At 29.7% G+C, this 26,358-nt stretch carries 26 protein-coding genes and 1 riboswitch; of the genes, 21 read left to right on the top strand and 5 right to left on the bottom strand.

Annotated elements, in window-relative coordinates; genetic code table 11:
• Positions 1-272: 272 nt before the first annotated feature.
• On the top strand, positions 273-1,505 hold the full coding sequence (locus LRR82_RS06665) for an ATP-binding protein (RefSeq protein ID WP_249028656.1): 1,233 nt from the start codon (positions 273-275) through the stop codon (positions 1,503-1,505).
• Positions 1,506-2,037: 532 nt separating this feature from the next.
• On the opposite strand, the gene LRR82_RS06660 is transcribed toward LRR82_RS06665, so the two are convergent.
• Together LRR82_RS06660 and LRR82_RS06655 are read right to left on the bottom strand one after the other, a co-directional pair.
• Positions 2,038-3,486, bottom strand: a complete 1,449-nt coding sequence (locus LRR82_RS06660) for an ISL3 family transposase (RefSeq protein WP_249028574.1) — start codon at positions 3,484-3,486, stop codon at positions 2,038-2,040.
• Between the two features lie 128 nt (positions 3,487-3,614).
• Positions 3,615-4,139 (bottom strand): DUF6431 domain-containing protein, encoded by a 525-nt coding sequence (locus LRR82_RS06655; RefSeq protein WP_249028573.1) that lies wholly within the window; start codon positions 4,137-4,139, stop codon positions 3,615-3,617.
• A gap of 486 nt (positions 4,140-4,625) precedes the next feature.
• On the opposite strand from LRR82_RS06655, the gene LRR82_RS06650 reads away from it, so the two are divergent.
• The 10 genes from LRR82_RS06650 (at position 4,626) to LRR82_RS06605 (ending at position 12,410) form a co-directional block, all read left to right on the top strand.
• On the top strand, positions 4,626-5,039 hold the full coding sequence (locus tag LRR82_RS06650) for a Fur family transcriptional regulator (protein ID WP_249028655.1): 414 nt from the start codon (positions 4,626-4,628) through the stop codon (positions 5,037-5,039).
• Positions 5,036-6,229, top strand: a complete 1,194-nt coding sequence (locus tag LRR82_RS06645) for a metal ABC transporter substrate-binding protein (RefSeq protein WP_249028654.1) — start codon at positions 5,036-5,038, stop codon at positions 6,227-6,229. Before LRR82_RS06650 ends, LRR82_RS06645 begins: the two co-directional genes overlap by 4 nt.
• Before the next feature lie 11 nt (positions 6,230-6,240).
• Positions 6,241-6,921 (top strand): metal ABC transporter ATP-binding protein, encoded by a 681-nt coding sequence (locus LRR82_RS06640; protein ID WP_249028653.1) that lies wholly within the window; start codon positions 6,241-6,243, stop codon positions 6,919-6,921.
• A complete protein-coding gene (locus LRR82_RS06635; protein WP_249028652.1) occupies positions 6,921-7,772 on the top strand; it encodes a metal ABC transporter permease in 852 nt (283 codons plus the stop codon). The genes LRR82_RS06640 and LRR82_RS06635 overlap by 1 nt, the downstream gene beginning before the upstream one ends.
• Before the next feature lie 284 nt (positions 7,773-8,056).
• On the top strand, positions 8,057-8,851 hold the full coding sequence (locus tag LRR82_RS06630) for a putative ABC transporter permease (protein WP_249028651.1): 795 nt from the start codon (positions 8,057-8,059) through the stop codon (positions 8,849-8,851).
• 153 nt (positions 8,852-9,004) lie between these two features.
• On the top strand, positions 9,005-9,478 hold the full coding sequence (locus tag LRR82_RS06625; protein WP_249028650.1) for a hypothetical protein: 474 nt from the start codon (positions 9,005-9,007) through the stop codon (positions 9,476-9,478).
• Positions 9,479-9,558: 80 nt separating this feature from the next.
• Positions 9,559-9,972, top strand: a complete 414-nt coding sequence (locus tag LRR82_RS06620) for a hypothetical protein (RefSeq protein ID WP_249028649.1) — start codon at positions 9,559-9,561, stop codon at positions 9,970-9,972.
• Between the two features lie 12 nt (positions 9,973-9,984).
• A complete protein-coding gene (locus tag LRR82_RS06615) occupies positions 9,985-10,746 on the top strand; it encodes an endonuclease/exonuclease/phosphatase family protein (RefSeq protein ID WP_249028648.1) in 762 nt (253 codons plus the stop codon).
• An 18-nt stretch (positions 10,747-10,764) separates the two neighbouring features.
• A complete protein-coding gene (locus tag LRR82_RS06610; RefSeq protein WP_249028647.1) occupies positions 10,765-11,184 on the top strand; it encodes a hypothetical protein in 420 nt (139 codons plus the stop codon).
• Positions 11,185-11,300: 116 nt separating this feature from the next.
• The gene (locus LRR82_RS06605; protein ID WP_249028646.1) at positions 11,301-12,410 is read left to right on the top strand and encodes a M15 family metallopeptidase; all 1,110 of its coding nucleotides are present in this window, start codon (positions 11,301-11,303) and stop codon (positions 12,408-12,410) included.
• A gap of 53 nt (positions 12,411-12,463) precedes the next feature.
• Here LRR82_RS06605 and LRR82_RS06600 read toward each other — a convergent pair whose 3' ends face one another.
• The 3 genes from LRR82_RS06600 to LRR82_RS06590 form a co-directional block, all read right to left on the bottom strand.
• Entirely contained in the window at positions 12,464-13,378 is a 915-nt protein-coding gene (locus tag LRR82_RS06600) for an alpha/beta fold hydrolase (protein ID WP_249028645.1), read from the bottom strand.
• Positions 13,379-14,560 (bottom strand): iron-containing alcohol dehydrogenase, encoded by a 1,182-nt coding sequence (locus tag LRR82_RS06595; RefSeq protein WP_249028644.1) that lies wholly within the window; start codon positions 14,558-14,560, stop codon positions 13,379-13,381.
• 89 nt (positions 14,561-14,649) lie between these two features.
• Positions 14,650-16,131, bottom strand: coding sequence for an alanine/glycine:cation symporter family protein (locus tag LRR82_RS06590; RefSeq protein ID WP_249028643.1), 1,482 nt, complete (start codon positions 16,129-16,131; stop codon positions 14,650-14,652).
• A gap of 53 nt (positions 16,132-16,184) precedes the next feature.
• Positions 16,185-16,274, bottom strand: a riboswitch (glycine riboswitch).
• Positions 16,275-16,407: 133 nt separating this feature from the next.
• Between LRR82_RS06590 and LRR82_RS06585 the strand changes: the two genes are divergently transcribed.
• The 10 genes from LRR82_RS06585 (at position 16,408) to LRR82_RS06540 (ending at position 26,300) form a co-directional block, all read left to right on the top strand.
• Positions 16,408-17,517 carry a hypothetical protein gene (locus tag LRR82_RS06585; RefSeq protein WP_249028642.1) on the top strand — a complete coding sequence of 370 codons (1,110 nt, stop codon included), beginning with the start codon at positions 16,408-16,410 and terminating at the stop codon, positions 17,515-17,517.
• Positions 17,518-17,579: 62 nt separating this feature from the next.
• Positions 17,580-17,918 carry a hypothetical protein gene (locus LRR82_RS06580; protein ID WP_249028641.1) on the top strand — a complete coding sequence of 113 codons (339 nt, stop codon included), beginning with the start codon at positions 17,580-17,582 and terminating at the stop codon, positions 17,916-17,918.
• A 74-nt stretch (positions 17,919-17,992) separates the two neighbouring features.
• On the top strand, positions 17,993-18,916 hold the full coding sequence (locus tag LRR82_RS06575) for an alpha/beta fold hydrolase (RefSeq protein ID WP_249028640.1): 924 nt from the start codon (positions 17,993-17,995) through the stop codon (positions 18,914-18,916).
• Between the two features lie 42 nt (positions 18,917-18,958).
• Positions 18,959-19,342, top strand: a complete 384-nt coding sequence (locus LRR82_RS06570; RefSeq protein WP_249028639.1) for a (deoxy)nucleoside triphosphate pyrophosphohydrolase — start codon at positions 18,959-18,961, stop codon at positions 19,340-19,342.
• Between the two features lie 3 nt (positions 19,343-19,345).
• Positions 19,346-19,687: an arsenate reductase family protein gene (locus LRR82_RS06565; RefSeq protein ID WP_249028638.1), complete on the top strand. Its 342-nt coding sequence runs from the start codon at positions 19,346-19,348 to the stop codon at positions 19,685-19,687.
• 91 nt (positions 19,688-19,778) lie between these two features.
• Positions 19,779-21,131: an APC family permease gene (locus LRR82_RS06560; RefSeq protein ID WP_249028637.1), complete on the top strand. Its 1,353-nt coding sequence runs from the start codon at positions 19,779-19,781 to the stop codon at positions 21,129-21,131.
• A gap of 80 nt (positions 21,132-21,211) precedes the next feature.
• Positions 21,212-22,654, top strand: coding sequence for a 4-alpha-glucanotransferase (gene malQ / locus LRR82_RS06555; RefSeq protein WP_249028636.1), 1,443 nt, complete (start codon positions 21,212-21,214; stop codon positions 22,652-22,654).
• Complete coding sequence (locus tag LRR82_RS06550; RefSeq protein ID WP_249028635.1) at positions 22,651-23,442, top strand: Cof-type HAD-IIB family hydrolase; 792 nt, start codon at positions 22,651-22,653, stop codon at positions 23,440-23,442. The genes malQ and LRR82_RS06550 overlap by 4 nt, the downstream gene beginning before the upstream one ends.
• An 83-nt stretch (positions 23,443-23,525) precedes the next feature.
• Positions 23,526-24,743, top strand: a complete 1,218-nt coding sequence (locus tag LRR82_RS06545; protein WP_249028634.1) for a DEAD/DEAH box helicase — start codon at positions 23,526-23,528, stop codon at positions 24,741-24,743.
• A gap of 3 nt (positions 24,744-24,746) precedes the next feature.
• Entirely contained in the window at positions 24,747-26,300 is a 1,554-nt protein-coding gene (locus LRR82_RS06540) for an ABC-F family ATP-binding cassette domain-containing protein (protein WP_249028633.1), read from the top strand.
• The last annotated feature ends 58 nt before the right edge of the window (positions 26,301-26,358 follow it).

Raw genomic sequence — 26,358 nt, 5'->3', positions numbered from 1 at the left:
GCTAAAGTGACTTTTGAATAACAATCAGCTATGATAGTTGTGTAAAAGCAAAGGTGGTGAGTGATACTATGGAAGTAAATCCGCCATCCTAATGCAAGTATCTTTTAGGATATTTGGGGATTTGATAGAAATAAGAAAAAACATTTAACGATAATAATTAAAACATAATTTAAAAACAATATAAAAACATAAAGTTTTTTAAATATAACTCAAAAACTTGACATATTTACCTTTAAAATCTATAATGAAATGGAAGAAAGGAGCGGAATTTTATGGATAAAATAAACCGTCCACTCTATTTAACAAAATTGATAAAATACAAAGATAAAGATGTTGTGAAAATTGTTACAGGTATTAGAAGATGTGGTAAATCCACCATTTTGGATTTGTTCCATGAACATTTATTGCATAGTGGTGTCCCAAAAGAGAATATAATCCACATAAATTTAGAGTCTTTAAAATTCAAAAATATTTTGCACTACGAAGCCTTTTATGGATATATTAGTGAGTGTATTGCAGAAAATGGGAAAACCTACCTCATATTTGATGAGTTACAAACAGTGGAGCATTGGGAAAAAGCCATTGAATCATTTCGGTTGGACTTTGATGTGGATATTTATATTACAGGTTCCAATGCATTTTTGCTATCCAATGAATTTTTCACATTACTGTCTGGAAGATATGTTGAGATTCGTATGATGCCACTTTCCTTTAAGGAATTTTTGACATTCTATGAGTTCCCTACAGATATGACTATGGAAGAAAAGTTCCAAAAATATTTGCAAATTGGTGGAATGCCAATCTTGAAACAATTTGATTTTAACCTATCCCAAATCAACGAAACCCTAGAGGGTATTTATTCCACCGTTGTTTTAAGAGATGTGTTAGAACGTAATAAGGCTACGGATCAATATTTACTGCGTAAGCTGATGCTGTTTTTGAGTGATAACATTGGGAGCTTAAATTCACCAAATAGCATTGGAAATATTTTGAAAAATGAAGGGGATATTTCAGCAAAGGATAAGATGAATGTTGCAAGCAGCACTGTCAATAAATATATTGAAATGTTGAGCAATGCATTTATTTTCTATACGGCAGGGAGATACGATATCAAAGGCAAACAACTGTTGAAAACTTTGAACAAGAATTATATTGCGGACATTGGTTTTCGCAATATGCTCTTAGGCTATCGTGATGTGGATAGAGGGCATATTCTGGAAAATATTGTATATTTGGAGCTTTTGAGGCGAGGGTATAAGGTTTATGTTGGAAAGATTGGAGAAATCGAAGTTGATTTTGTAGCCGAAAAACCAGATGAAAAGCTGTACATTCAAGTGACAGAATCCCTTTTGGATACATCTGTTTATGAAAGAGAATTGCGTAGCTTAAAAGCAATCGGAGATAATTACGAAAAAATTGTGCTATCAATGGATCGGAACTTTATCAAGTCTGATGAGGGGATTAAGCTAGAAAACATCATTGATTTTTTGATAGAAGAAAGATAAATACAAATTGTATGCAGTCGATGGAGAAATTTGTTGGCTGTTTTTTATTTGAAAGGTTAGCGATGAGCGAGAGAAAAAAAGCATCACAACAAGCCAATATGTGGGTGTGAATAAATGAATTGTAGATAACTAACAGGTGTTTGGAGTATAAATGTCAACATTAATATGCACTTTTGAGGATGATAACATTTTCGTGAATTTTATAAAAAAAATAAGCCTAAATGATATTTAATCGCCTAATATTTGTTTTTTTTATGCGTTAGCTTGTTGTACAAAAAGCAAAGAATTACATTTTATACAAGTAATGATAGATTGGTTCATTATATTGGTTTTATTAGCAGTATCATAAGATGATTATGAAAGAAAAGGGAGTAGTCAGTGTTTGAAAACTATTTATAGTGGCACTATAAATAGTTCTGGGGTATAGTACTTATTTGGCTATAAGATAACTTGGGGTTTTATCAAAACCCCAAAGTTTATAGGACTAAGAAGAGTGTTTTAAAACTTATGTTTTAGGGAAATGACAATGATACTAGGTATCTTGTTGTTTCTCTTTTTTTATTGGATTGAGATGCATGGTGCTTTCGCTATTTAGGGCAAAGAGTATACGATTACGGAATCTTGGCCAACAACGGAATCCGTTACCACCACGTTTAATATCTTTGATTAGTTTATTTCTATTTTCTATAATCGCATTGGTTGCAGTTCTAGGAACAGGGGAATCTATAGGTATAAATGAATGGATGATTCCTTTCTTCCATTCTTTTAATGTAGAAGCATATTTTCTCATGTCCGGGAGGGTACTTTCTTCAAATTCTTTAATCACTTCATCTAGATTATGTTTTGCATTCTTATAGGTTGATTGCTTATAAAATCGAACCAGAGATTCCTTTAGTTCTACTGCTTCTGTTAATCTAGGATCACAATGATAGACAAGGTCATATAAATCATAAAAGTTAAGGAACTTACTTAATGCATAGTTATATTTCTTTTCATTATTAGGGTCTAAAGCATAGTATTCAATTATCTTTCCATTTTCTCTTTTTTTCTTTTTCTTATGATTGGTATGGATTAACCAATTGAATTTCTTTAATACATAGTATGTATGTTTCTTTTGAATGATTTCTGCTTTCTTATCAGGAGGTAGTGCATCTAATTCTTTTGCACTAATCTTTACATAGTTTTCATTCATGACATCAATACGTATACGGTCTACACGTTTTGTAAGATCAGCTAGAATATGATACTTATCTACTACAAACTTACTATTGGGTAACATCTTTTTAGCTACATCACGATATGTTTTCCAACAGTCAGAAACAACGAGTTCAACACCTTCTCTTTCCTCTAAAGGGATAGCTTCAAAGTAACGTAATAGATCTAACTTTTTACGTGAAGGTAATATATCAACAACATCCTTGGTTAGTAAATCAACGAGGACAAAACAGTAGTTACTCTTGTCATATTTGAACGCATAATTTTCGTCCAGGCACAAGTATCTAGGAAGAGTTTTTCTAGATACAGAAACATGTTGATCAAACAGATTGATTACGGAGGTAGTAGAAATATGATAACGTGCAGCAACATCACTAAAAGTAGCTCTAGGACTTTTGAATTCCTCAATGACATTATATACGGTCAAGGCAGAAATTCTTGCTTTTTCATGAGTGAATGGATTTTCTTCATAGAATGATTTTCCACATATTTTACAACGATATCTTCTAGCGTTATAGAAGATATAAGTTGGTTTAGAATGAAGTAAGGAATGTGTAATCTTTTTAGGAACATAGTCTTTTACAGTATTGGTCTTATTATGACAACATGGACATGTTTGATAACATCGGCTTAGTTTTACATGAATTTCTAATTCATTAAACAAAGTAGGACGTATTTCAAAGGTATCAATACGTTTTGCTTCTAAATTAAATAACTGTAAGATGTCATCACGGCAAATGGACATAGTGAGAGTATCATCATTCATAATCTATCACCACCCCAAGATAAATCATAGCTTATAGCTGCTTTATTCGATAATTTCATCATTATCAACTCCTTCTTTTTTTTATCTATCTTTAGAATAATAAAAAAAGAAGAAGATGAATAGGAATCCTATGTTGGTATAGCATAAAAACAATAGGAATAATGAGGACTTATCATAAATCCTCTATTATAATGATAAAAGTAGTTTTCAAGAAATGTATTATTAGAAAGTATCGAGATACTTTCTATAGAACAGTAGTTAATAAAGCGATGAATAATATGTTGAATCCAACGTAAGTCCAGTAATGGATTGGTAGAAAGAATAGAATCATAAGTACTATGTGTATGATAAGCATGAAGAATCACAAATATGTCTTTTGATAGTAATTGACAACAAGGAAGTAATACAGAAGGAATCAATGCATGATGACGACAAGTACAATAAATATTCGTACAACATACTCTTTGAATTTGTATAGAATTAGATTTTCCATTTGTTTTTAAAGTACGTGAATACGTACCATAACGAATAAGTCTAGCACCACAATTTGGACAAGTAAGTTCTTCTAAAGGAATAGATTGATAGAAATCAATAAAATATTGTTGAATATTTGTAGTAGTAGTATTGAAGTTCTTTGAATTTACATGTATCATAATAGTGCAACCTCCTTTGTGAGTGTTGGTGTTGAGAGAGTAACGCAGAACCGGCAAAGTTGATAGCGTCTCTCTTTTTTTATTATCATAACATAAAAAGCTATTAGGAATGTAGAGTACTACAAACCAATAGCTTATTTTTAGAAATATTCGAATTGTGGAGAACAAACCCCATAAGTTTAAAGCGAAAAAGATGAAAACCCCAAGTTAATGGAAAGCAGGACAAAACCCCAAGTTAATTTAAGCTACCTTTATAGTTGGAGTTTACTCCATTTTTTTATTTACTCAAAAAATAGATCATCAATTGTACAATGATAAGGGAATGAATAGAAATATACTTACTTTTTATTCTAATGAAAATAAGAATAAAAAGCTATTTCATATTAGATTATTATATTTTATTCATATATTATAATAATATTTGCTATTAAAAATGAAATATGTTATATTAAATTTGCGAATAATTCGCAGAATGGAGTGGGTTTCGTGTCAAAGTATGTTACCAAACAGCGTAAGTTGTTGTTAAATTTTTTATCAATGCATATTGATGAGGAATTATCTGCTAAATATGTTGCTGAACAATTAAAAGAGGAGGGAGTCAGTCAAAGTGCTGTATATCGTAACTTAGCTGATTTAGAAAATGAAAAATTAATTGTTCAAAGTCATAAAGAAGGTAGTAGAGAATTCTTTTTTAGATATGTTTATGATGATGAATGTAAACAATCAATTCATATGAAGTGTCAGGTGTGTGGCCAAATGAATCACTTGCCTCGTCAAGAAGCTGATTTTTTAGCATATAATTTAATGAATTATCATAATTTTGAAATTGACACGTTGAATACAGTTATATATGGGGTTTGTCAATCTTGCAAGATAAAAGAAAAAGAGGACAGAAAATGAAAAAAATTTTTATAGCAGTTATTTGTGCTTTTATGTTGACTGGTTGTAGTCTAACTAGCATAAATTCAGATTCAGATACATTAACAATTGTTACTACAGTTTATGCTGAGTATGATTGGGTACGTGAAGTATTAGGAGAAGAGATTGAAAATGTAAATGTTATCCAATTAATTGATGGTGGTGTTGATTTACATAGTTATCAACCAAGTGCTGATGACATAATTACTATTAGAAGTTGTGATTTATTTATTTATGGTGGTGGAGAGTCGAGTGAATGGGTTGAAGAAGTACTAAATGAAGATACTAATGAAAATCAAATTGCTTTAAATTTACTAGAACTTCTAGGCGATGATGCTTTAGAAGAAGAAACTACTGAAGGTATGGAACATGATCATGATGAAGAATGTACTGATGAAGAGTGCACTGATGAAGAACATGATCATGATGATGAATGTACTGATGAAGAATGTACTGATGAAGAGTGTACTGATGAAGAGTGTACTGATGAAGAACATGATCATGATGAAGAATGTACTGATGAAGAATGCGGCGATGAAGAATGTACTGATGAAGAACATGATCATGATGAAGAATGCAGCGATGAAGAATGTACTGATGAAGAACATGATCATGATGAAGAATGCAGCGATGAATGCTGTGAAGAAGGTGTGTTAGATGAACATTTTTGGTTATCATTAAACAATGCTAAAACATTATCTACTATCATTGCAAATTCAATTATTGAATTAAGCCCAGAAATGGAAGAAGCTGTAACTGCAAATTTAGCTACGTTTAGTGATGAATTAGATGAATTAGATAGTAGATATGAAGAAGTTACGAGTGATAATTCAAATGTTTTATTATTTGGGGATCGTTTCCCATTCATTTACTTGTTAAATGATTATGATATTGAATATTATGCAGCATTTGCAGGATGTACAACAGATACGACTGCAAGTTTTGATACAGTTATAACATTAGCAGAAAAAGTAGATGAATATGATTTGAATTATGTTTTAACAACAGAAACAGGTCATGAAGTTGCGAATACAATTATTGAAAATACAACGGATAAAGATCAAGAGATAATAGCGTTAAATTCAATGCAATCTCAACAATCAACAGATGATACAAGTTATCTACAAATTATGGAAGAGAACTTATTAGTAATAGAAAAAGCATTGAATTAAAGGAGAACTAAATGCAATTAGAATGTATTGATTTATCGTTTGGTCATGAAGGAAAAGCGATCATAAATAATTTAGATTTTTCAATATGTGCGGGGGATTATCTTTGCATTATTGGAGAAAATGGTGCGGGTAAAAGCACTTTAATGAAAACAATATTAGGATTAATACCTTTAATTAGTGGTTCTATTCATTTAATAAGTAAAAAAGAAGTTTCCTATTTACCACAACAAACTGCGATGCAAAAGGATTTTCCGGCATCAGTAGAAGAAATTGTTTGTTCAGGATTAATACCTAAAATGGGAATGCGACCTTTTTACAATAAAAAAGAAAAACAACAAGTAAAAGAAACATTGGAACAATTAGGGTTATCAACTTTAAGAAAAAAATGTTATCGTGAACTATCAGGTGGACAACAAGAGAGAGTATTGCTTGCCCGTGCAATAGTTTCTAATCCAAAAATTTTATTTTTAGATGAACCAGTAGCAGGATTGGATCCTGTTATTACAGCACAACTTTATGAAATTTTAGGACAGTTAAATAAGCAAAATAATACAACTATTGTAATGATTTCACATGATTTACAAGCATCTTTTGAACATGCTAATAAAGTATTATTTTTAGGGAAACAATCATTTTTTGGAATGAAAGAAGAATATTTGGAAAAGTATCATCCAAAAGGAGTAGATGAGTAATGGAAATTATAAGTAAAATTATGTATTATCTACAATATCCTTTTGTAGTTTATGCTTTAGTAGTAGGTGTTTTAATAGCACTATGCTCCTCATTATTTGGTGTAACCCTTGTGTTGAAACGTTTTTCCTATATTGGGGATGGATTATCTCATGTTGCATTTGGAGCAGTATCTATTTCGGCAGTGCTAAATTTAACAGTTGAAACACCATTGGTATTGTTATTAACAGGGCTAAGTGCAATCTTTTTACTTCGCACAGGTGAAAGTAAAAAGGTTCAAGGAGATGCTGCAATAGCAATGATTTCAGTGGGAACATTAGGAGTAGGTTATTTGTTACTTAATGTATTTTCTACTTCTGTAAATGTAGCAGGAGATGTATGTACTTCATTATTTGGTTCAACATCAATCTTAACTTTAAATCAGTATGATGTTATTCTTAGTGGAGTCCTATCTATTGTTGTAGTTGTTTTATTTGTATTGTATTATCATCGTATATTCTCTGTTACTTTTGATGAAAATTTTTCAAATGCAACAGGAACAAATGCTAAAAAATATAATCTAATGATAGCAGTTATCATTGCAGTTATTATTGTACTAGCAATGAATTTAGTAGGATCTTTACTTATATCTGCATTAATTATTTTTCCTGCTTTAGCAAGTATGCAAGTGTTTAAAAGTTTCTTATCTGTTACCATTTCATCAACCATCTTTTCGGTTGTTTGTACAGTTTTAGGAATACTTATTTCTATTTTATTTGCATCACCAGTTGGTGCAACAATCGTTGTAGTAGATATTTGTGTGTTCTTTATTTACTATTTCATAGGATGTTTATTAAATACCCTAACAAGATAAAAGATTAATAAATTTATCTTTGTATCATAATTTAAGTATCCCTGTTAAAGAGATACTTTTTTTAATAGAGATAATCTTGATAATAAAAATAAATATAGCCGTTTCTTATTTTATAGAAAAGATAATTATTAACATAAAAAATAAGCAACATATTTGGTTGACTATTTTAATATAATAGGATTGACAATCATTATTATTATCAGTACAATTGATTTAATTTATTAACTATTTAAAAAAATGAGATTTTTGTTATTTAAAGCAGATGTAAATGAGGAGAATTGTAGATGGATTTTTATGCAAATATTTTTCTATATTTAGGAATATATAGTTTTATTGGTTGGTGTTGTGAGTGTATATATTGTTCACTAGGAAGTGGAAAAGTAGTGAATAGAGGGTTTTTATATGGACCTTTTTGTCCGATTTATGGATTTGGTGCACTTGGGACAGTATATCTATTACAGTGGGTTCCACAGAATGTAACAACAATTTTTATTGCAGGAGTTATATTGACATCATCATTGGAATATTTTACAAGTTGGGCGATGGAGACATTGTTTAAAACAAGTTGGTGGGATTATTCAAATAATAAGTTCAATATTAATGGAAGAGTTTGTCTTTTGAATTCAACTTTGTTTGGTTTTTTATGTGTTATATTAACTTTTGATTTGCATCCTAAAATAAGTGCTATATTGGAGCTTCGAAATTTAGATTTTAAATTAGGCTTTTTATTTGCGTTTCTTATTTATATAGTAGCGGATTTTAGTGCGACATTATATAATGTTCTGGGTATTAATATACAACTTGTTAAATTAGAAGATATTAAGAATAATTTTGAAGAAAAATATATTGAAATGGACTCGAATTTAAATTTACATGAGTTCCGTACAAGAATAAGAGAATTAGATATTCATGATGAAATGATTGAAAAATTTGATGAATTATTAACAAATAATACATTTTATCAACGTCGACTTATGTCAGCGTTCCCTAATATGCGTAAAAATAAATATAAGAGAACATTAGAAAAAACAAAAGAAATATTAGAAACAAAATTGTATTCTAATAAAAATGATAAGTAGGTTATTGCAACAATATGAAATATGGCATTTATCACCTTAAATAGGATGATAAGTGTCTTTTTTTGTGTAATAATAAAAAAGTACTTGCATATTTGTTTTATTGATGTATAATAGTGTTAGTACAGCTACACATTAATGAAAAAGGAGGAAAGCATGATGGCACGAATATACAAAACAATACGTTTTGCTTATGAAACAAAGTATTGGATAGACAGGTTGATTGCTAGGAGAACAGAACAACTACAAAAGGATATTAGAACTAATGGATTGCAAGATTGTATTGAAGAACAACTACTAACTATGAATGAAGATAGTCTTGATGGAATCTCTATCAATATTTCTTTAAATGTTACTGTGGGAAGTATCATTGAGATGGCTGTTAGGAGTTCAAGAAATCTTACGGTTGAACAATGGAACTCATTATCACAAGAATGTGAAATTGCAAAACGATCAATCGAAGACAGTAGTCAAAATGATTCAACACCTAGAATTTATATCAGTGAAAACATTTATAGGGAGTTAGAAGATTTACAATCTCTTTTAAGGCAAGAAGGTCTAAGAGTTCCTAGAATGAGCTATGTAATTAAGCTGGCTGTGTATCATCAATTTAAAAATATTGAAAACTAATATCTAAGGATATTAGTTTAAAAAAGTAACTAATGTGTAGATGTAGTAACACATAAGTATAGAAAATAGGGAGAAGAAAGATGAAAAACATTAATGAAATTAAAAAAAGTATTATTTTACTTACTAAGTATCCACACACTTTTGCATTTGAAGATTTTGGGAATTCTTGTATCACTCATTTGGATAAAATGAGTGAACAAGAGAACTTGTCTTATGCCAAAACATATGCATCTGTGTTAATAGCGATGCCAAAGTATTCAGATTTACATAAGCAATTTGCACCTATATTGATGCAGGAATTAGGGCTTACGAAATATCCTAGATATGATTATATGGTTAAATTGTTAACTAGAATTTTAGAGGATGATGAACAGATGAAAGATAGTGCGACTATAGAACAAATGTGCTTATTCACAACTCGAGTTCAAAGTTACCTTAGTAAAACGGGGAAAACCAAGCTTGAATCGTCAGATTTGAAGAAAATATTAGGATAGGGGAAAAGAAAAATGAAAAATAATTATATTTTAAGCTATAACTTAAATGGATGGTGTCCTGTAAATAGGAAATTATCATATGATCAAAAGATTAGAAGCTTTGCATCTTATGTTTTTAAATTTTATGAAAAACCAATATTTATCATGATTCAAGAAATAATTGCAGGACGTGATCAAAAGTATCTTAAGTTGATTGAATCATTATTTAAAGATTATGAAGTTATTTTACCTCTCTTTGATTATGATAAACATAATCGAAGTATTATGTCAGTCACACTTATCAAAAAAGATGTTTTAAAAGGCTATTCTAGAAAGGATTTCGATGTAGAGCTTCCAAACAGGATTAATTATGTAATTGCAAATATAGATAATCAAGAATATCATTTGATTAATACACACGTTGTTCAAACAGTGAATTTTAAAAATAAAGCAGCTTGGTTTATTGAAGAAAGAAAACGACTTTATAAATACCAATGGGAATTACTAATTTCTAAAGCAAAAGAAACAAATGATTGTAATGTTATTATAGCAGGTGATTTTCAAGAACCTTTTCATAAAAGTCACTTAATGGAACTTGAGAGACTAGGATATAAAGGACCACAACTGAATAATACGAATACAGTAGAAAATAGTTTTTTTGGTGATAATACTTGTATTGATCATATTATCTTTAGTGCTAGTGCATACAAAAAACATATGCCAGTTATACTTGTTGATAGTAATAAGGTTGGTCTTTGGAGTGATCACTCACTTATTTGTGCTAAATGTTTATAGAAAATAGGAGGAAGTAGGATGCCAGTTAGAATATTTTATAGTGAATTAAAGGATACGCCAGTTCCACTTGTTGTGGATATGTACCAAAAGACAATCATAGAGAGCTTACAAGGTGATTCTAAGATGGATTATTTAGATATGATTAGCCCTTTAGAATATGATTTTAAAGCAACAGATTCAAAGGAAAAATGCATATTTAATAATTGGAGAGATGTTAAAAATGAGTTATATTTTACTAAAGGTTATCATGAAATTTTTAAAGATAAGCAAATTTCTGGTTTGTGGGTAGCTTATGAAGCACTGAATCAAATTTTCATTAAATATCCTGGACCTAATTTTCATGCTCCCTACCTGCATGTGTTTCATTATAATAAAAAGAAATTTTGGATTGTTCTAGAAGTAAATCATATTATCTTCGCTACACCAAATGAATATTAAATACTTCATAATAAAATCCTGCGAATGTAAATAAAAAAAGAGTTTTTTCATGACAAAAATAGTGACTTTTATAATGTATTATTATACAATCGTAAGAATTGAAAGGAGTAATTAATATGACAAAGAAAAAAATTATTCTATTACTAATTGTGATTATCGTTGGTGTTATTTGTTTTCTAATGAACAATTCAACTTATGTTGCTAGAATAGAAGGTAAGAAGGTTAGTAGTTATAAACAAGAAATAGAATATGGACAAGATTATTCTTTTTTACCAAATGATATTTCATTACAGGTAACTTATAAAGATCAGGATATTACTGACTTATTAGAATATGAAGATATAACAATATCGTCACTAGGAACATATGAAATCGTATATTCTTATCAAGATTATTCTTTTACTTATGAAATAACAGTGAAAGATTCATCAGGACCAACTATCAGATTAGATGATCAATATGAAGTATTGTTATATAGTACTTTTGATGTAAATAGTTTAGGTATTGATGTTATTGATAACTATTTTATTGATGATATTGAATTAGATGTAGATGGTCAAGTAGATACATCCTTGGTAGGGGAGTATTCTATTGATATTATTGCTAGCGATGGAAATGATAATCAAACTACTGCTAAGACAACTATTGTTGTCTTAGCCCCTGTTAATGAGTTAGTGGAAGGTACGAATATTGTTGCAAATCCAAGTGATATTACTGTTTATATAAGTAAGGAATACGCTTTGCCAGAAGGATGGGAACCAGATGATTTAGTAAGTATTGGTGGAAATCATTATTTAAGGCAAGAAGCAGCAAGTGCATATTTTGAAATGATGGCACAAGCACAATTAGATGGTATCGATATCACATTGGTCTCTAGTTATCGTAGTGAAGCATATCAAACTAATTTATATAACAGCTATTATGCAACTGATCCTGAAAATGCACCTTATTATAGTGCCTATCCTCGTTCTAGTGAACATGAATTAGGATTAGCGATTGATGTTAGTGATAAATATAGTTTATACAATACATTAGATGAAACAATCGTTGGTATATGGATGCAAAATTATGCTTATCAATATGGTTGGATTATGAGTTATCCTGAAGATAAAACAGATATTACAGGATATATTTATGAACCCTGGCATTATCGTTATGTAGGTGAAGAACTAGCAACTATTTTATATGAAAACAATCTAACATTAGGAGAATATTATGATTACTAAACGACCTTAGGGTCGTTTTTGTTATAAAAAAATACTTCATATAATATGAAGTATTATAAAGCTGTAATCCATTGGTATATATCATTAAAAACAGTAGAACGATCTATTTCATGAAATAGATTATGCATAGAACCATCATATAAATAAGAATTTATCTTTGTATGATTCGTTTTACGTAAATTTTCTTCTACCTTTAGCATATCTTTTCCATTATTCATAATAGGATCTTGATTACCAGAAAGTAATAAGATTGGCATCTCATTTGGAACACTTGTAAACCAATTTTGTTTATTACTTTGGTAAAATAATGTTAATAAATCACGATAAGCAGATAAACTAAATCCAAATTGACATAGTGAATCATTTTTAAAAGTTTCAATAAATTCTTGGTTACTACACAACCAACCACTAAACTTATCTTTTTGTCCTTTATTAAAGTTTCCAAAGATTGTTTTTTCAAAAGATTCAGAAACAAAATGAGGACCACTTCTTTTTATCTTAAACTCTACATAAATAAGTCCCAGAACAGTAAGAGGACTAGCACTTCCAGATGCACTGAACACACATCCATCTACTTCATTTGCATAAAGACGTAAATAGTTTCTCGCTACCAAAGAACCTAAACTATGACCTATTAAAAAATAAGGGAGATCATCATATTTTTCTTTTATAATCGTATTTAATTGATGAAGATCTTCAATTAAATATCGATATCCTGCTGTGTTAGCAAAAAATCCAAAACTATCAGAAAGTTCCCCAGAATGACCATGTCCAATATGATCATGGCCACATACAATAAATCCTTTATCACACATAAACCCAATAAACTCCTCATATAACTCAATTCTCTCCATCATACCATGTGTTAATTGTATAATCCCTTTAGGATTACTATCTGGTTCATAAATATAATATTGGATTGTACTGGTTAAATTACTACTGATAAAAGTATCTATTATTTTATTCATTTAGACTGCATCCTTTAATATTTGATACATATCTTCTAAATCCAAAGATTTTGCACTACCAATACAATTTCCACCAGCTGCTTGACTACAAGAATTAGCCATATATCTTACTTGTTTTTCACTAACTTCTAAATTCATTTGAGTCATTGTTACCGGCATATCAATAGATGTAAAGAATGCTTCTAAAGCATCAATCCCTTGAAGAGCCATTGTTTCTTTATCACCAGTATTTTCTATACCCATTACTTCTATTGCAAATCTCACAAAAGTATCTAAACAGTCTTGATATACATAACGTGCCCAACTAGGCCATACCACCGCTAAACCAGCACCATGTGTGACATCAAATAATCCACTAATTTCATGTTCTAACATATGACTTGCAAAGTCATTGCTTAGATTACCACAACCAGTTAAATCATTATGAGATAAACTAGAACACCACATAATTTCAGCTCTAGCATCATAATTCATAGGATCATGATGTAATATTTTAGTATTTGTAATGACTGTTCTCATAATTGCTTCTGCTATGCTTTTTGTTGTTTCCAAAGTTGATCCAGAAACAAAATATCTTTCTAAAGTATGCATCAAAATATCAACACAACCAGCAGCTGTTTGATAAGGTGGTAAAGTAAGGGTTAATTCAGGATTCATGATAGAAAACTTAGAACGAATATTATCATTGCAATAGTCTCTTTTTAAACCACCCTCATCTTTTGTTAGAACACTACCACCACTCATTTCACTACCGGCCGCAGCAATTGTTAAAATACAACCTAGTGGTAAAGCATCACTAGCTTCTTGTTTCTTTTCATATAATTCCCAAACATCTCCATCAAAAGGAACTCCCCAAGCAATTCCTTTGGCAGAATCAATAACTGATCCACCACCAACAGCAAGAATAAAATCCACCTTTTCTTTTCTACATAACTCAATACCTTCATATACTAAAGACAAACGTGGGTTAGGGATAACCCCTCCTAATAAAACATATTCAATACCTGCTTCTTTCAAAGAGTTTACGACTCTTTCTAATAAACCAGATTTCACTGCACTAGCACCACCATAATGAATTAATACTTTATTAGCTTTTTGTGCTTTCACTAATTCACCAACTTTTTGTTCTGTATCTTTTCCAAATACAATTTTTGTTGGTGCATAAAAATTAAAATTATTCATAAGACTCCTCCTTTATTCCTTTATTGTACTACTTTCTTTATACAAACAAAATAAAAAAGCAACTAGAATATAAACTCTAGTTGCTTCTATTATTTTTCTGCTATTTCTTTTGCATGTAAAGCTTGTAAATCTGCAAAATTAGAAAGCATTGGTTCAATATCTTTTTTCTTAATTACTCGTTGTACATAGTTGTTCGTGATCTTAACAACCAATCCAGATAAAGTAACAACCCCAATTAAGTTAGGAATCGCCATAAATCCATTAAAAGTATCTGAAATATCAATAATCAAAGATGCATCCAAAACACATCCAACAACAACGACTCCTAAAAAAGCAAGTTTATAAACTTGAGATGCTTTCGTCCCAAATAAATATTCACAAGATTTCGTTCCATAATAAGACCATCCTAGTACGGTAGAAAAAGCAAATAATGTAATAGCAACAGCTAAGAATACTCCACCTAATGTACCAAACACAGATCCAAATATTTCTGTTACTAAACCTAAACTACTTAAATCACTATTAAAAGGAACACCTGTTTCTAAACTAACTAAACCAGAAGTTAAGATAACTAAAGCAGTTAAAGTACAAACAATAATAGTATCAAAGAAAACTTCAAAAATACCCCATAAACCTTGTACTACTGGTTCCTTTACATTCGATGCACTATGAACAATAACAGAAGAACCTAAACCAGCTTCATTAGAAAACACACCTCTTTTAAATCCCCAAGTAATCGCAGTACCTAATGTTCCCCCAGTAATTGCTTCACTACTTAAAGCATGGCTAAAGATAGCTTGGAAAGCAGGAATAATTTGATTCGAATGCATTACAATAATGATAATAGCCCCTAATATGTAAACACCAGCCATAGCAGGTACAATTTTTTCATTCGCTTTAGCAATTCGAGTAATTCCACCAAGAATTACTAAACCAGCTAAAAACATAATAACAAGTCCAATCACAATACTAGCAGTAACATTACCTGTAGCTCCAGCAGCCGTTAAAATAGACTCCTTAATAGAAGAAACTTGTCCCATATTACCAATCCCAAACGAAGCAATCATAGCAAAACTAGCAAACAATACAGCTAAAACTTTCCCTAAAGTCTTAAACTTAGCCCCTAAACCATCTTCAAGATAATACATAGCACCCCCGCACCATTCACCATCTTTATTTTTTCTACGATAGAAAATCCCTAATACATTTTCAGAAAAGTTAGTCATCATCCCAACAATAGCTGCAATCCACATCCAAAAAATAGCACCTGGACCACCACTAGTAATGGCTACTGCAATCCCAGTAATATTACCAGTACCAATAGTAGCAGATAAAGCAGTACACAAAGCTTGGAATTGAGAAATTGAATTCTTATCCTTACTAGAAGTAATATCTTTATTCTTAAATACAGCCCCAATTGTTACATCCCACATATGCTTAAAATATCTAAACTGAAATCCTTTTGTACGTAAAGTCATTAAAATACCCGTACCAATTAATAAAGTAAGTGCAGGTACACCCCAAATATACCCATTGATAATTCCGTTAATCTGTTCAATCTGTTCAATCATAAAAAAATCCTCCTAAAATATTTTATAGAGAACTCGAAAAAGAAAAACATATCTTGTTTAACTCTGTCCGTTTGCCTGAGAGATTCGAGTTTCACTCTTACACCTTCGGCACCTTACTAAAAAGGTTCTCCAGAGTGTTATCGGTTTGCAGTTTTATCAACAAACTTCTTATAACACGTATCTCCTATTATACATGTATACAATTTAAAATCAACATATAAAACTTATTTCTATAAAGATTGCAATAAGGTATACTATTAGTAGGAGGACTCTAAGATGAATACTTGTCATTTGAAAGAAAATCATAAATTAAATAATTCTTTTAATGGGAAATGTAAAAGAATAGAACTGCTTAGTACACATCAAGTAACTGGACTAGATATAGTAAAAAAACAAAAAATAGTAATCCAAGATAATGGCCTTGTTTGTATAAATGAAATTAATAACAACAAACCACCTAAACAAAACATCATTACCTTACCAGCTAATGTTATACAATATATAGATACCTTATTTGAAAAGTATTTTTCTAATTATCACCAAGAAAATAACGAATCAGATTGGCAACTAATACTACATAATGAAAAAGGGAATACTTTTTATTATCATGGTGCTTACTATGAAGAATTGATAATAGAGAATATTGATTTATCTTATTTATTGCGTGAGCAATTAGAAGATCATACTTTATGGGCATTTGATTTTTTATATCCAAAAGATATTCAAAAAATAAGTATTTATTGCTTTAATAATGAGGATGGTCAAACAATTACATATAATTTACTTCATAAAAGAATTGAATTCCAAGAATCAAATAAAGGAAATATTCAATATATAGAAGATAAAGCTATACTTTATTCAATTGTTGATATTTTAGAAATAATGGACTTTGAAGATTTAATATACAATCAAGTACCTACTGAAATACAAAGTTGTATAACTATAAAATATAAAAACAGAGAAGAAGAGATGGCTACTTTGGAAGGGGAATACCTTGGAATAAATAGTTTAAAAGCACTTATTGAACTCATTAAACAAACAAAGAGAAAATATACTCAGTTACAAAGAATTATAATTGATCAAATGTTAGCTGATTTAGAAAAGTCAATGCACATCCTTTATTATGATGTTATTTTTGAACCAAGAGGGAAAAATTATTGTTATTTATATAATGGAGATGATATTCAAATAGGTGATTTTGTGGTAGTTAGTGCTGGTAGAAAGGATACGTTGCAAGTAACAAAAGTAGTTGGTATTAGAGAATATTGTATTTTTGATGTACCATATCCCTATCATAAAATGAAATATATTATTTCAAAAGGACCCCAAGATAAAAGGATATTAGATTATTGGCAAGATAAGGAATATCTAGGGGAAATTATGTAGCAAGTATTGGCTAGACATTTTAATTTGTGATATGATGTAACTAATAAAAAGGGGGAATTACAATGGAATTTAACTTTACAGTTTATGGAACAACATTCGTTAAGTATTTATTATTAGCTGGTGTTTTTGGCTATGTTCAATATTTGGTTTGTCAAACAATACCACGTTTTAAAGGAGTGGTTATCCAAGCAGCAATGTTATTTACAATGATAAGTTGCTTAATAAAGTCTTATGCATTATTTTCTGTTTATGCACTAACATTTGGGGAAGTAAGTACTACTTATTTAGCGTTACAATTACTATATTTAATTCCTTATTTTAGTCCATATATTGCATCCAAAAAAGCAGTCAAATTTGCAGAGAAAAAAAGAATTCAACGAGAACAAGAAAATGGTTTCTAACCATTTTTTTTGTGAAATAAATAGACTTCTTATTTGGAAGTGATAAAATATAGATAAAGAGGAGGGATTTTATCATGAAGAAAAAAGAGGGGTTGTTTGATAGCTCGTGTGTTGGTCAAAAAATACAATATTATATCTATGAACCAAAACAAACACCAATCGCTATTATTCAACTGTCACATGGTATGTGTGAGTATGTAGAAAGGTATGAAGAGTTTGCTTTAGATTGTTGTAATAAAGGAATTATATTTTGTGGACATGATCATTTAGGACATGGGAATACAGGGAAGTACAATAATAGTTTTGGTTATTTTAGTCCTAAAGATGGTGATCAATATGTAGTAGAAGATCTTCATATTTTTACAACTATAATGAAAGAAAAATATCCTGGAATACCATGTTTCTTATTTGGTCATTCAATGGGCTCATTTATTGCAAGAAGTTATCTAAGTAAATATGAAAAAGATATTCAAGGATGTATTATTTGTGGTACTGCTGGAAAGAATCCTTTAAGTGGAATAGGTTGTATCCTTTGTAAAGCACTTGGAATGGTAAAAGGTGGTAGAAATAGTAGTAAATTAATTAATAATATGGCATTAGGTGCTTATAATAAAGGATTTAAAAAAGAAACAGGAGTAGAATGGTTATCAAGAGATGAACAAATATGTCAAAAATATATTCGTGATCCTTATTGTACCTTCTCATTTTCTATTCATGCTTATCGTGATCTTTTTAAGTTATTAACAACAGTTAATGAAGATAGTTGGTATACTAGTTTTGCAGTAGAGTTCCCAGTCTTTTTAGTTGCAGGTGATAAAGATCCGGTTGGTGAAAATGGAAAAGGAGTAAGGGAAGTTTATGATCATTTAATTCAAACAGGTCATAAAAATGTAGAATTAAAATTATATCAAGATGCTCGTCATGAGTTATTAAATGAAATAAATAAAGAAGAAGTATCCAATGATTTTATGGAATGGGTTTTGAAATACTGTTCGTAGTTTACTTAGTGTGATACAATGCTTCTTGAAAGGAAATGAATCATGAAAGAAATACAGGTAGTAGCTGCAATTATTGAAAACAATGGCAAGATTCTAGCAACCCAAAGAGGTTATGGGGATTATAAAGGATTTTATGAATTTCCTGGTGGTAAAATAGAAGCAAATGAAAGTAAGGAAGAAGCATTAGTACGTGAAATACAAGAAGAGTTAAATGTGGTCATTGAAGTAGGAGAACATCTTATTTGTGTAGAATATGATTATCCAGCTTTTCATTTAAAAATGGATTGTTTTTTTAGTAAGATTGTTCAAGGAAATATTCAATTATTAGAACATTTAGATGCAAAATGGTTATCAAAACAACAATATGATACAGTTCCTTGGTTAGAAGCAGACATTGAAATTATTGAATTATTAAAAAGGAGATAACTAGTGAATATACAAATATTTGGAACAAAAAAATGTAATGAAACAAAAAAGGCACAAAGATATTTTAAAGAAAGAAGAATTAAATTCCAATTTATTAATCTATTAGAAAAAGAATTAAGTAAAGGTGAATTCCAAAGTGTAAAACAAGCAGTTGGAGGCATTGATGTCATGATAAATGAAAAATGTGCTGATCAAGATACTTATTTATTAATTCAATATATGCCTAAAACTGATAAAGAATATAAATTATTAGAAAATCAACAAGTATTAAAAACACCAATTGTAAGAAATGGGAAACAAGCAACCATTGGATATCAACCAGATGTATGGAAAGAGTGGCAATAAGCCACTCTTTTTGATGATAGAATAGAAAATTAGTTGTGCATACACTTTTCATTTGTTATAATTTAAGTTGCTGAAAAGTAGTGGAGGGTTTATGAAAAAACAGAGTGAATATAATATTCTTACGGCTATTTCTATGATAATAGGGATAGTAATAGGATCAGGAATATTTTTTAAATCAGATGACGTATTAAATTATACAAATGGAAGTGTTGCTTTAGGAATACTTGTATTTGTTATTGCCGGAATTAGTATTATTTTTGGTAGTTTAACAATAGCTCAAATTGCAATACGTACAGATAAAGCAGGAGGGATTGTTACTTATATGGAAGAAGTGGGGAATACTTCTCTAGCGGGTAGTTTAGGATGGTTCCATACGTTTATTTATTATCCAACTTTAATCGTAGTTGTATCATGGGTAGCGGGAGTTTATTTCTGTTTGTTATTTGGAATGGAAGGGACTTTGTTACATCAATGTTCTATTGGTTTTACATTTACTATTTTCTTTTTTATTATGAATATTATTTCAAAAAGAATGGGTGGATACTTCCAAGTAGCAACAACTATTATTAAATTAATACCTTTATTCTTAATAGCAGTATTAGGACTAATGTTTGGTGAAACATCAAACATTACGTTAGAACCTGTGATTGCAACCACTAGTAGTATGGGATTTATTGCAGCAATTGTACCAATTGCTTTCTCTTTTGATGGTTGGATTATTGCGACTTCTATGTCACATGAAATAAAAAATTCTAAAAAGAATCTTCCAATAGCTTTAATTATTTCACCATTATTTATTGTATGTATTTATTCATTATACTTAGTAGGGATTTCTGCTTTACTAGGAGCAGATCAAGTTATTGCTTTAGGTGATAGTCATGTAGATGTTGCATGTAATATGTTGTTTGGTGCCAATGGTGCTAAAATTATGTTAGTGTTTATTGTTATTTCTGTATTAGGAACAGTTAATGGATTAATCTTAGGAGCCATTCGTTTACCTTACGGATTAGCTCTTCGTAATATGTTACCAGGATCAAATAAATTAAAAGAAGTAAATGAAACATATGATATTCCTGTTAACAGTGCACTTTTATCATTTGGATTAGCTGTAGGATGGTATATAGTTCATTATTTAGTAATGAACTATGCTTTAATGGGTGGATCTGATATCTCTGAAATAGCAATTGTTATGAACTATGTATGTTATATTTTATTATACTTAGGAGTTATTGGTTTATATCGTAAAAAAGAAATTACAAGCTTTAAAACAGGAGTTATTAATCCTGTTCTTGCAACAATTGGATCGCTTATTATTTTTGCAGGTTCATTGATTGTATTTGGAGAAGATGGATTATCTTTAAATATTAAAGTATTAGTATTTATGGGTGTTTCTTTAGCAGTATTAGTAACTGCTTATCTATATTGTAATAAACAAGCTGAATAAGCTTGTTTTTATAGTGAAACATTTTTTTGTTTGATGACATACAATAAAATGATACAATATAGACAAAGAGGAGTGTAGCAATGAAAAACTTAGGAATATTAGCACCAGTTTTCTCTTTGGTAGGAAGACAAGGGATTGGTGACTTTGGAAAAGAAGCATATGAATTTGTAGATGTATTAGCTAAAAATAAGGTATCTATTTGGCAAATACTTCCCATGAATCCAGTTGGTTATGGCAATTCACCATATCAACCTTATTCTAGTTATGCTGGAGATGAAGTATATATATCTGGTCAAGGATTGTATGAAATGGGATTGATAAATTCATTACCTAGAAAAATAACAACCGATCATGTTGATTATGAAGCAGTGCGAAACATAAAACAAAGAATGTTGAAAAGAGCATATATCGCTTTTTTACAAAGAGAGGATTTACAAGATGACTATAACCAATTTGTTAAAGAAACTTCTTGGTTAGAAACATACGCTAATTTTATTACATTAAAAAAATATAACTATTTATCATGTTGGTTAGAATGGCCTAAAAAACACAAAGAGTGGATTGAAAAAAAAGAATATGATATTGAAAAACATCGAGAAACAATAGAATATGAAAAATTCATTCAATATATGTTTTATAAACAATGGTTTGCATTAAAAGAGTACGCTAATGCAAAAGGAATACAAATAGTAGGGGATATTCCTATTTATGTTGGTATTGATTCAGCGGATGTTTGGGCTAATAAAAATACTTTTTTATTAGATGAACATCATTATCCAACTTTCATTGCTGGTGTACCACCTGATTATTTTAGTGCAACTGGACAACGTTGGGGAAATCCTTTGTATGATTGGGATTATTTAGAAGAAAATAATTTTCAATTTTGGATTGAAAGATTAGCTTGGTCTAGTAAACTATTTGATCAAATTCGTATTGATCATTTTAGAGGGTTTGATACGTATTGGAAAATACCAGCATCTAGTCCTACTGCTATTCTAGGTAGTTGGCATGAGGCACCAGGATATGCTTTGTTTGATACGATTAAAGAACAATTACCTACTATATCTATTGTGGCAGAAGATTTAGGTTTATTACGTCAAGAAGTATTGGATTTAAGAGATCATTATCATTTGCCTGGGATGGAAATTATTCAGTTTGTATTAGATTTAGATAGTGAAGAAATAAGAAAAGAAGAAAAAAGAAATGTTTATGTTTATTCAGGAACACATGATAATAATACACTATTAGGATTCTTAGAAGAATGTACTGAAAAACAAAGAAAGAACTTAGAAAAACAATACAAAGATTATAATGGTAAAACTATCTATGATAAGATAATGAATAGCTTATTACATTCGCTTCAAGATACCGTTATTTTCCCATTACAAGATGTATTATGTTTAAACCAAGAAACTAGATTAAATACTCCAGGAACAGTAGGGGCTCCTAATTGGCAATGGAAGTTAAAAGAATTAAATAGCTTTGAAATACATTTAAAAACATTATTAGAGGAGATACTATGATTAAATTAATAGCAACTGATATGGATGGAACATTTTTAGATTCTAATAAAAATTATGATCCTAAATTCCTTGAACTATTTAAAAAAATGAAAGAAAAGAATATTCATTTTGTTGTGGCAAGTGGAAATCAATGTCATCGTTTATTTCAAAGATTTGAATCAATCAAAGAAGATATTTACTATATTGCAGAAAATGGGAGTTATACTTTAAAAGGATCAACCCCTTTATATAGTACATTGATAGCACCTGAGGATCTTAACAAACTATTAGATATGTTATTACCTTTAGAAGATTGTTTCTTTATTTTGAGTGGTAGAAAAGGAACACATATTTTAAATAAGCATCGTAATCGAGAAGATATTATTGTAAAATATTATGCACGTTATTATTTTGTTGAAAACTATGATGATTTAGATGATGAAATATTTAAAATATCATTATATGATGATAATCATCAATCAACAGCCTTATTAGAAACAATATTACCTTCTATACCAAAAGATGTTCGTGCCATTACAACAGGACATGAATGGATAGATTTCACAGACAAAAGTATTCATAAAGGAATAGCATTAAAAAAATTACAAGATGATTTAGGTATCTTACCTGAAGAATGTGCTGCATTTGGAGATCAAATGAATGATTTAGAATTATTACAACAAGTAAAATATAGTTATGCAATGGATAATGCAGTAGATCCAATTAAAGAAGTTGCTTATGAAATAATAGGTGATAATGATAGTCAAGCGGTTATTAAAAAGATAGAAGAAATCTTAAATAATGTATAGGCTATATACAACCTCTTTAAAACGTGATATTATTAGAAAAACTTGTAGAAACAAGTTTTTTTTACTGAGAAAAGGAAGAAAAAATGAACTTTAAACAATTAAACATAATAGAACCAATTACAAAACAATTAGACAAATTAGGATATCAAGAAGCAACTCCTATTCAAGTGGCTTCAATCCCACTTATTTTAGAAAAAAAAGACCTAGTAGGGCTTGCTAAAACAGGTACTGGTAAAACAGCAGCCTTTGGATTACCAATGTTACAAATGTTAAATGAAAAACAAAGAGAAGTACAAGCACTAATCATTGCTCCAACAAGAGAGTTAGCTTTTCAAATACAAGAAAACTTAACGATATATAGTAGAAATCTAGCTATTAGAAATACTATTATATGTGGAGGAATGAATCAAAACAAACAAGTAAAAGAATTAGAAAAAGGAGCTCAAATTGTTATTGCTACACCTGGTAGATTAATTGATTTAATGAGACAACGTCTTATTGATTTATCAAAAGTAGAATATTTAGTATTAGATGAAGCAGATCAAATGTTAGATATGGGATTTATCCATGATATTAAAAAGATATTATCTTTTGTTCCTAAAAAAAGACAAACATTATTATTTAGTGCTACGATGTCTTCAGAAATAAAAAGCATTGTATCACAATTCTTATATCAACCAGAATATGTGGATGTTAGTCCTAAATCATTAGTAGTAGAGAAAATAGATCAAAGATTATACTATGTTGATAAAGCAAATAAAAAGAATCTATTATTAGACATATTAGCAACTGAAAATGTATTTAATGCATTAGTATTTACTAGAACAAAATCAAACGCTTCTAGATTAAGTAAATTCTTAGTTCAAAATGGTATTAGTAGTGATTGTATTCATGGTGACAAAAGTCAAAATGCTAGAATTAGAATCTTAAAATCTTTCAAAGAATCAAAAATACAAGTATTAGTAGCTAGTGATGTAATGGCTCGAGGAATTGATATTCAAGAACTAGAATATGTTTTCAATTATGAAATACCAAATATTTCAAGTACCTATGTACATCGAATCGGACGTAGTGGAAGAGCAGGGATGTCAGGAAAAGCTATTTCTTTTTGTCAATTTGATGAAATAGAATATGTTAAAGATATTGAAAAGCTTATGAAACAAACAATACCAGTTATTGATAATCATGCTTATCCATTAATGGATCGTAGTGCTACATCTAGTAGCCATTCAAGACCTAGAAATAGAAGTACTAACAAGAAAAAACAAGGGAATTATCGAAATAAAAAGAAAGGAAAATAAACTATGAGTATACTAACAGTTCAAAATGTCAGCCATGATTTTGGTGGTCGTACCATTTTACAAGATGCAAGTTTTCGTTTGTTAAATGGGGAACATATTGGTTTGGTTGGAGCAAATGGGGAAGGAAAGTCTACTTTCTTAAATATCATTACTGGAAAAATAGAACCGGATGAAGGAAAAATAGAATGGTGTAAAAGAATTACTACCGGTTATTTAGATCAACATACTGCTTTAAAACCAGGGAAAACAATTATGGAAGTTTTACAAGATGCTTTTAAATATTATTTTGATTTAGAAACAGAAATGCTTCAAATGTATGAACAAATGTGTGATTGTGATGATATCACAATGACACGTTTAATGGATGAAGTAGGTGAAATTCAAGAGATTTTAGATCATGGTGGTTTTTATACAATTGATATTAAGATTAAAGAAGTTGCTGGTGGATTAGGTTTAAATGATATTGGATTGGATAAATTGGTTGATGAGTTATCTGGTGGACAACGTTCAAAAGTATTACTAACAAAGCTTTTATTAGAAAATCCAATGATTTTAATATTAGATGAACCTACTAACTATTTAGATGAACAACATATTTATTGGTTAACTAATTTCTTAAAAAATTATGAAAATGCTTTTATTTTAGTAAGTCATGATATTCCTTTTTTAAATAGTGTTATTAATATTATTTATTCTTTATCTGATGGTGGATTAACAAGATATAAAGGGGACTATCATTATTATTTAGAACAAACAGAACTAAAAAACAAACAACAAGAAGCAGCTTATAATAAACAACAAAAAGAAATAGCAGATTTAGAAGATTTTATTTCTAGAAACAAGGCTAGAGTTGCTACTCGTAATATGGCTAGTTCTCGTCAAAAGAAATTAGATAAGATGGATTTATTATCTAAACCAAAAGAAAAAATCAAACCAACTTTTCATTTCTTAGAAGCTAGAACACCAGGAAAAGTATTATTTCAATGTAGTGATTTAGTGATAGGATACGATTCACCTTTAACCAAACCAATGAATTTAGAATTTGAAAGAAATAAAAAGGTAGCAATAAAGGGTGTCAATGGTTTAGGAAAAACAACATTACTAAAAACAATTATTGGGATGTTAGAACCATATAGTGGTCATGTTGAAAAAGATCCTTTTGTAGAAATAGGATTCTTTAAACAAGAAGAAGGCGATATTAACAAAACTACATTCAATTATTTATGGGATGAATATCCTGATCGTGGTAATGGAGAAATCCGTAGTATGCTTGCTAAATGTGGGTTAACAACAGACCATATTGAATCACTAGTAAAAGTATTATCTGGTGGTGAAAATGCAAAAGCTAGACTATGTGTGATTATGAATCGTGCTAGTAATGTATTAGTATTAGATGAACCTACTAACCACTTAGATGTAGATGCAAAAGATGCATTGCAAGAAGCTTTATTAGCGTTTAAAGGAGCTATTATTTTAGTTAGTCATGAACCTGAATTCTATTTACCAATCGTAGATGAAGTTATTAATTTAGAAGAATGTTCTACTAAAATTATATAATGAAGATAAGTCATCGATTGTTCGAGAATTATGAATATAAGATAATTTAGAGTAACAT

The organism is Tannockella kyphosi (assembly GCF_021054785.1).
GTDB lineage: Bacteria > Bacillota_I > Bacilli_A > Erysipelotrichales > Coprobacillaceae > Tannockella > Tannockella kyphosi.
Note: the sequence above shows the minus strand (reverse complement) of the source record. Positions and strands in the feature narration are given on the sequence as shown.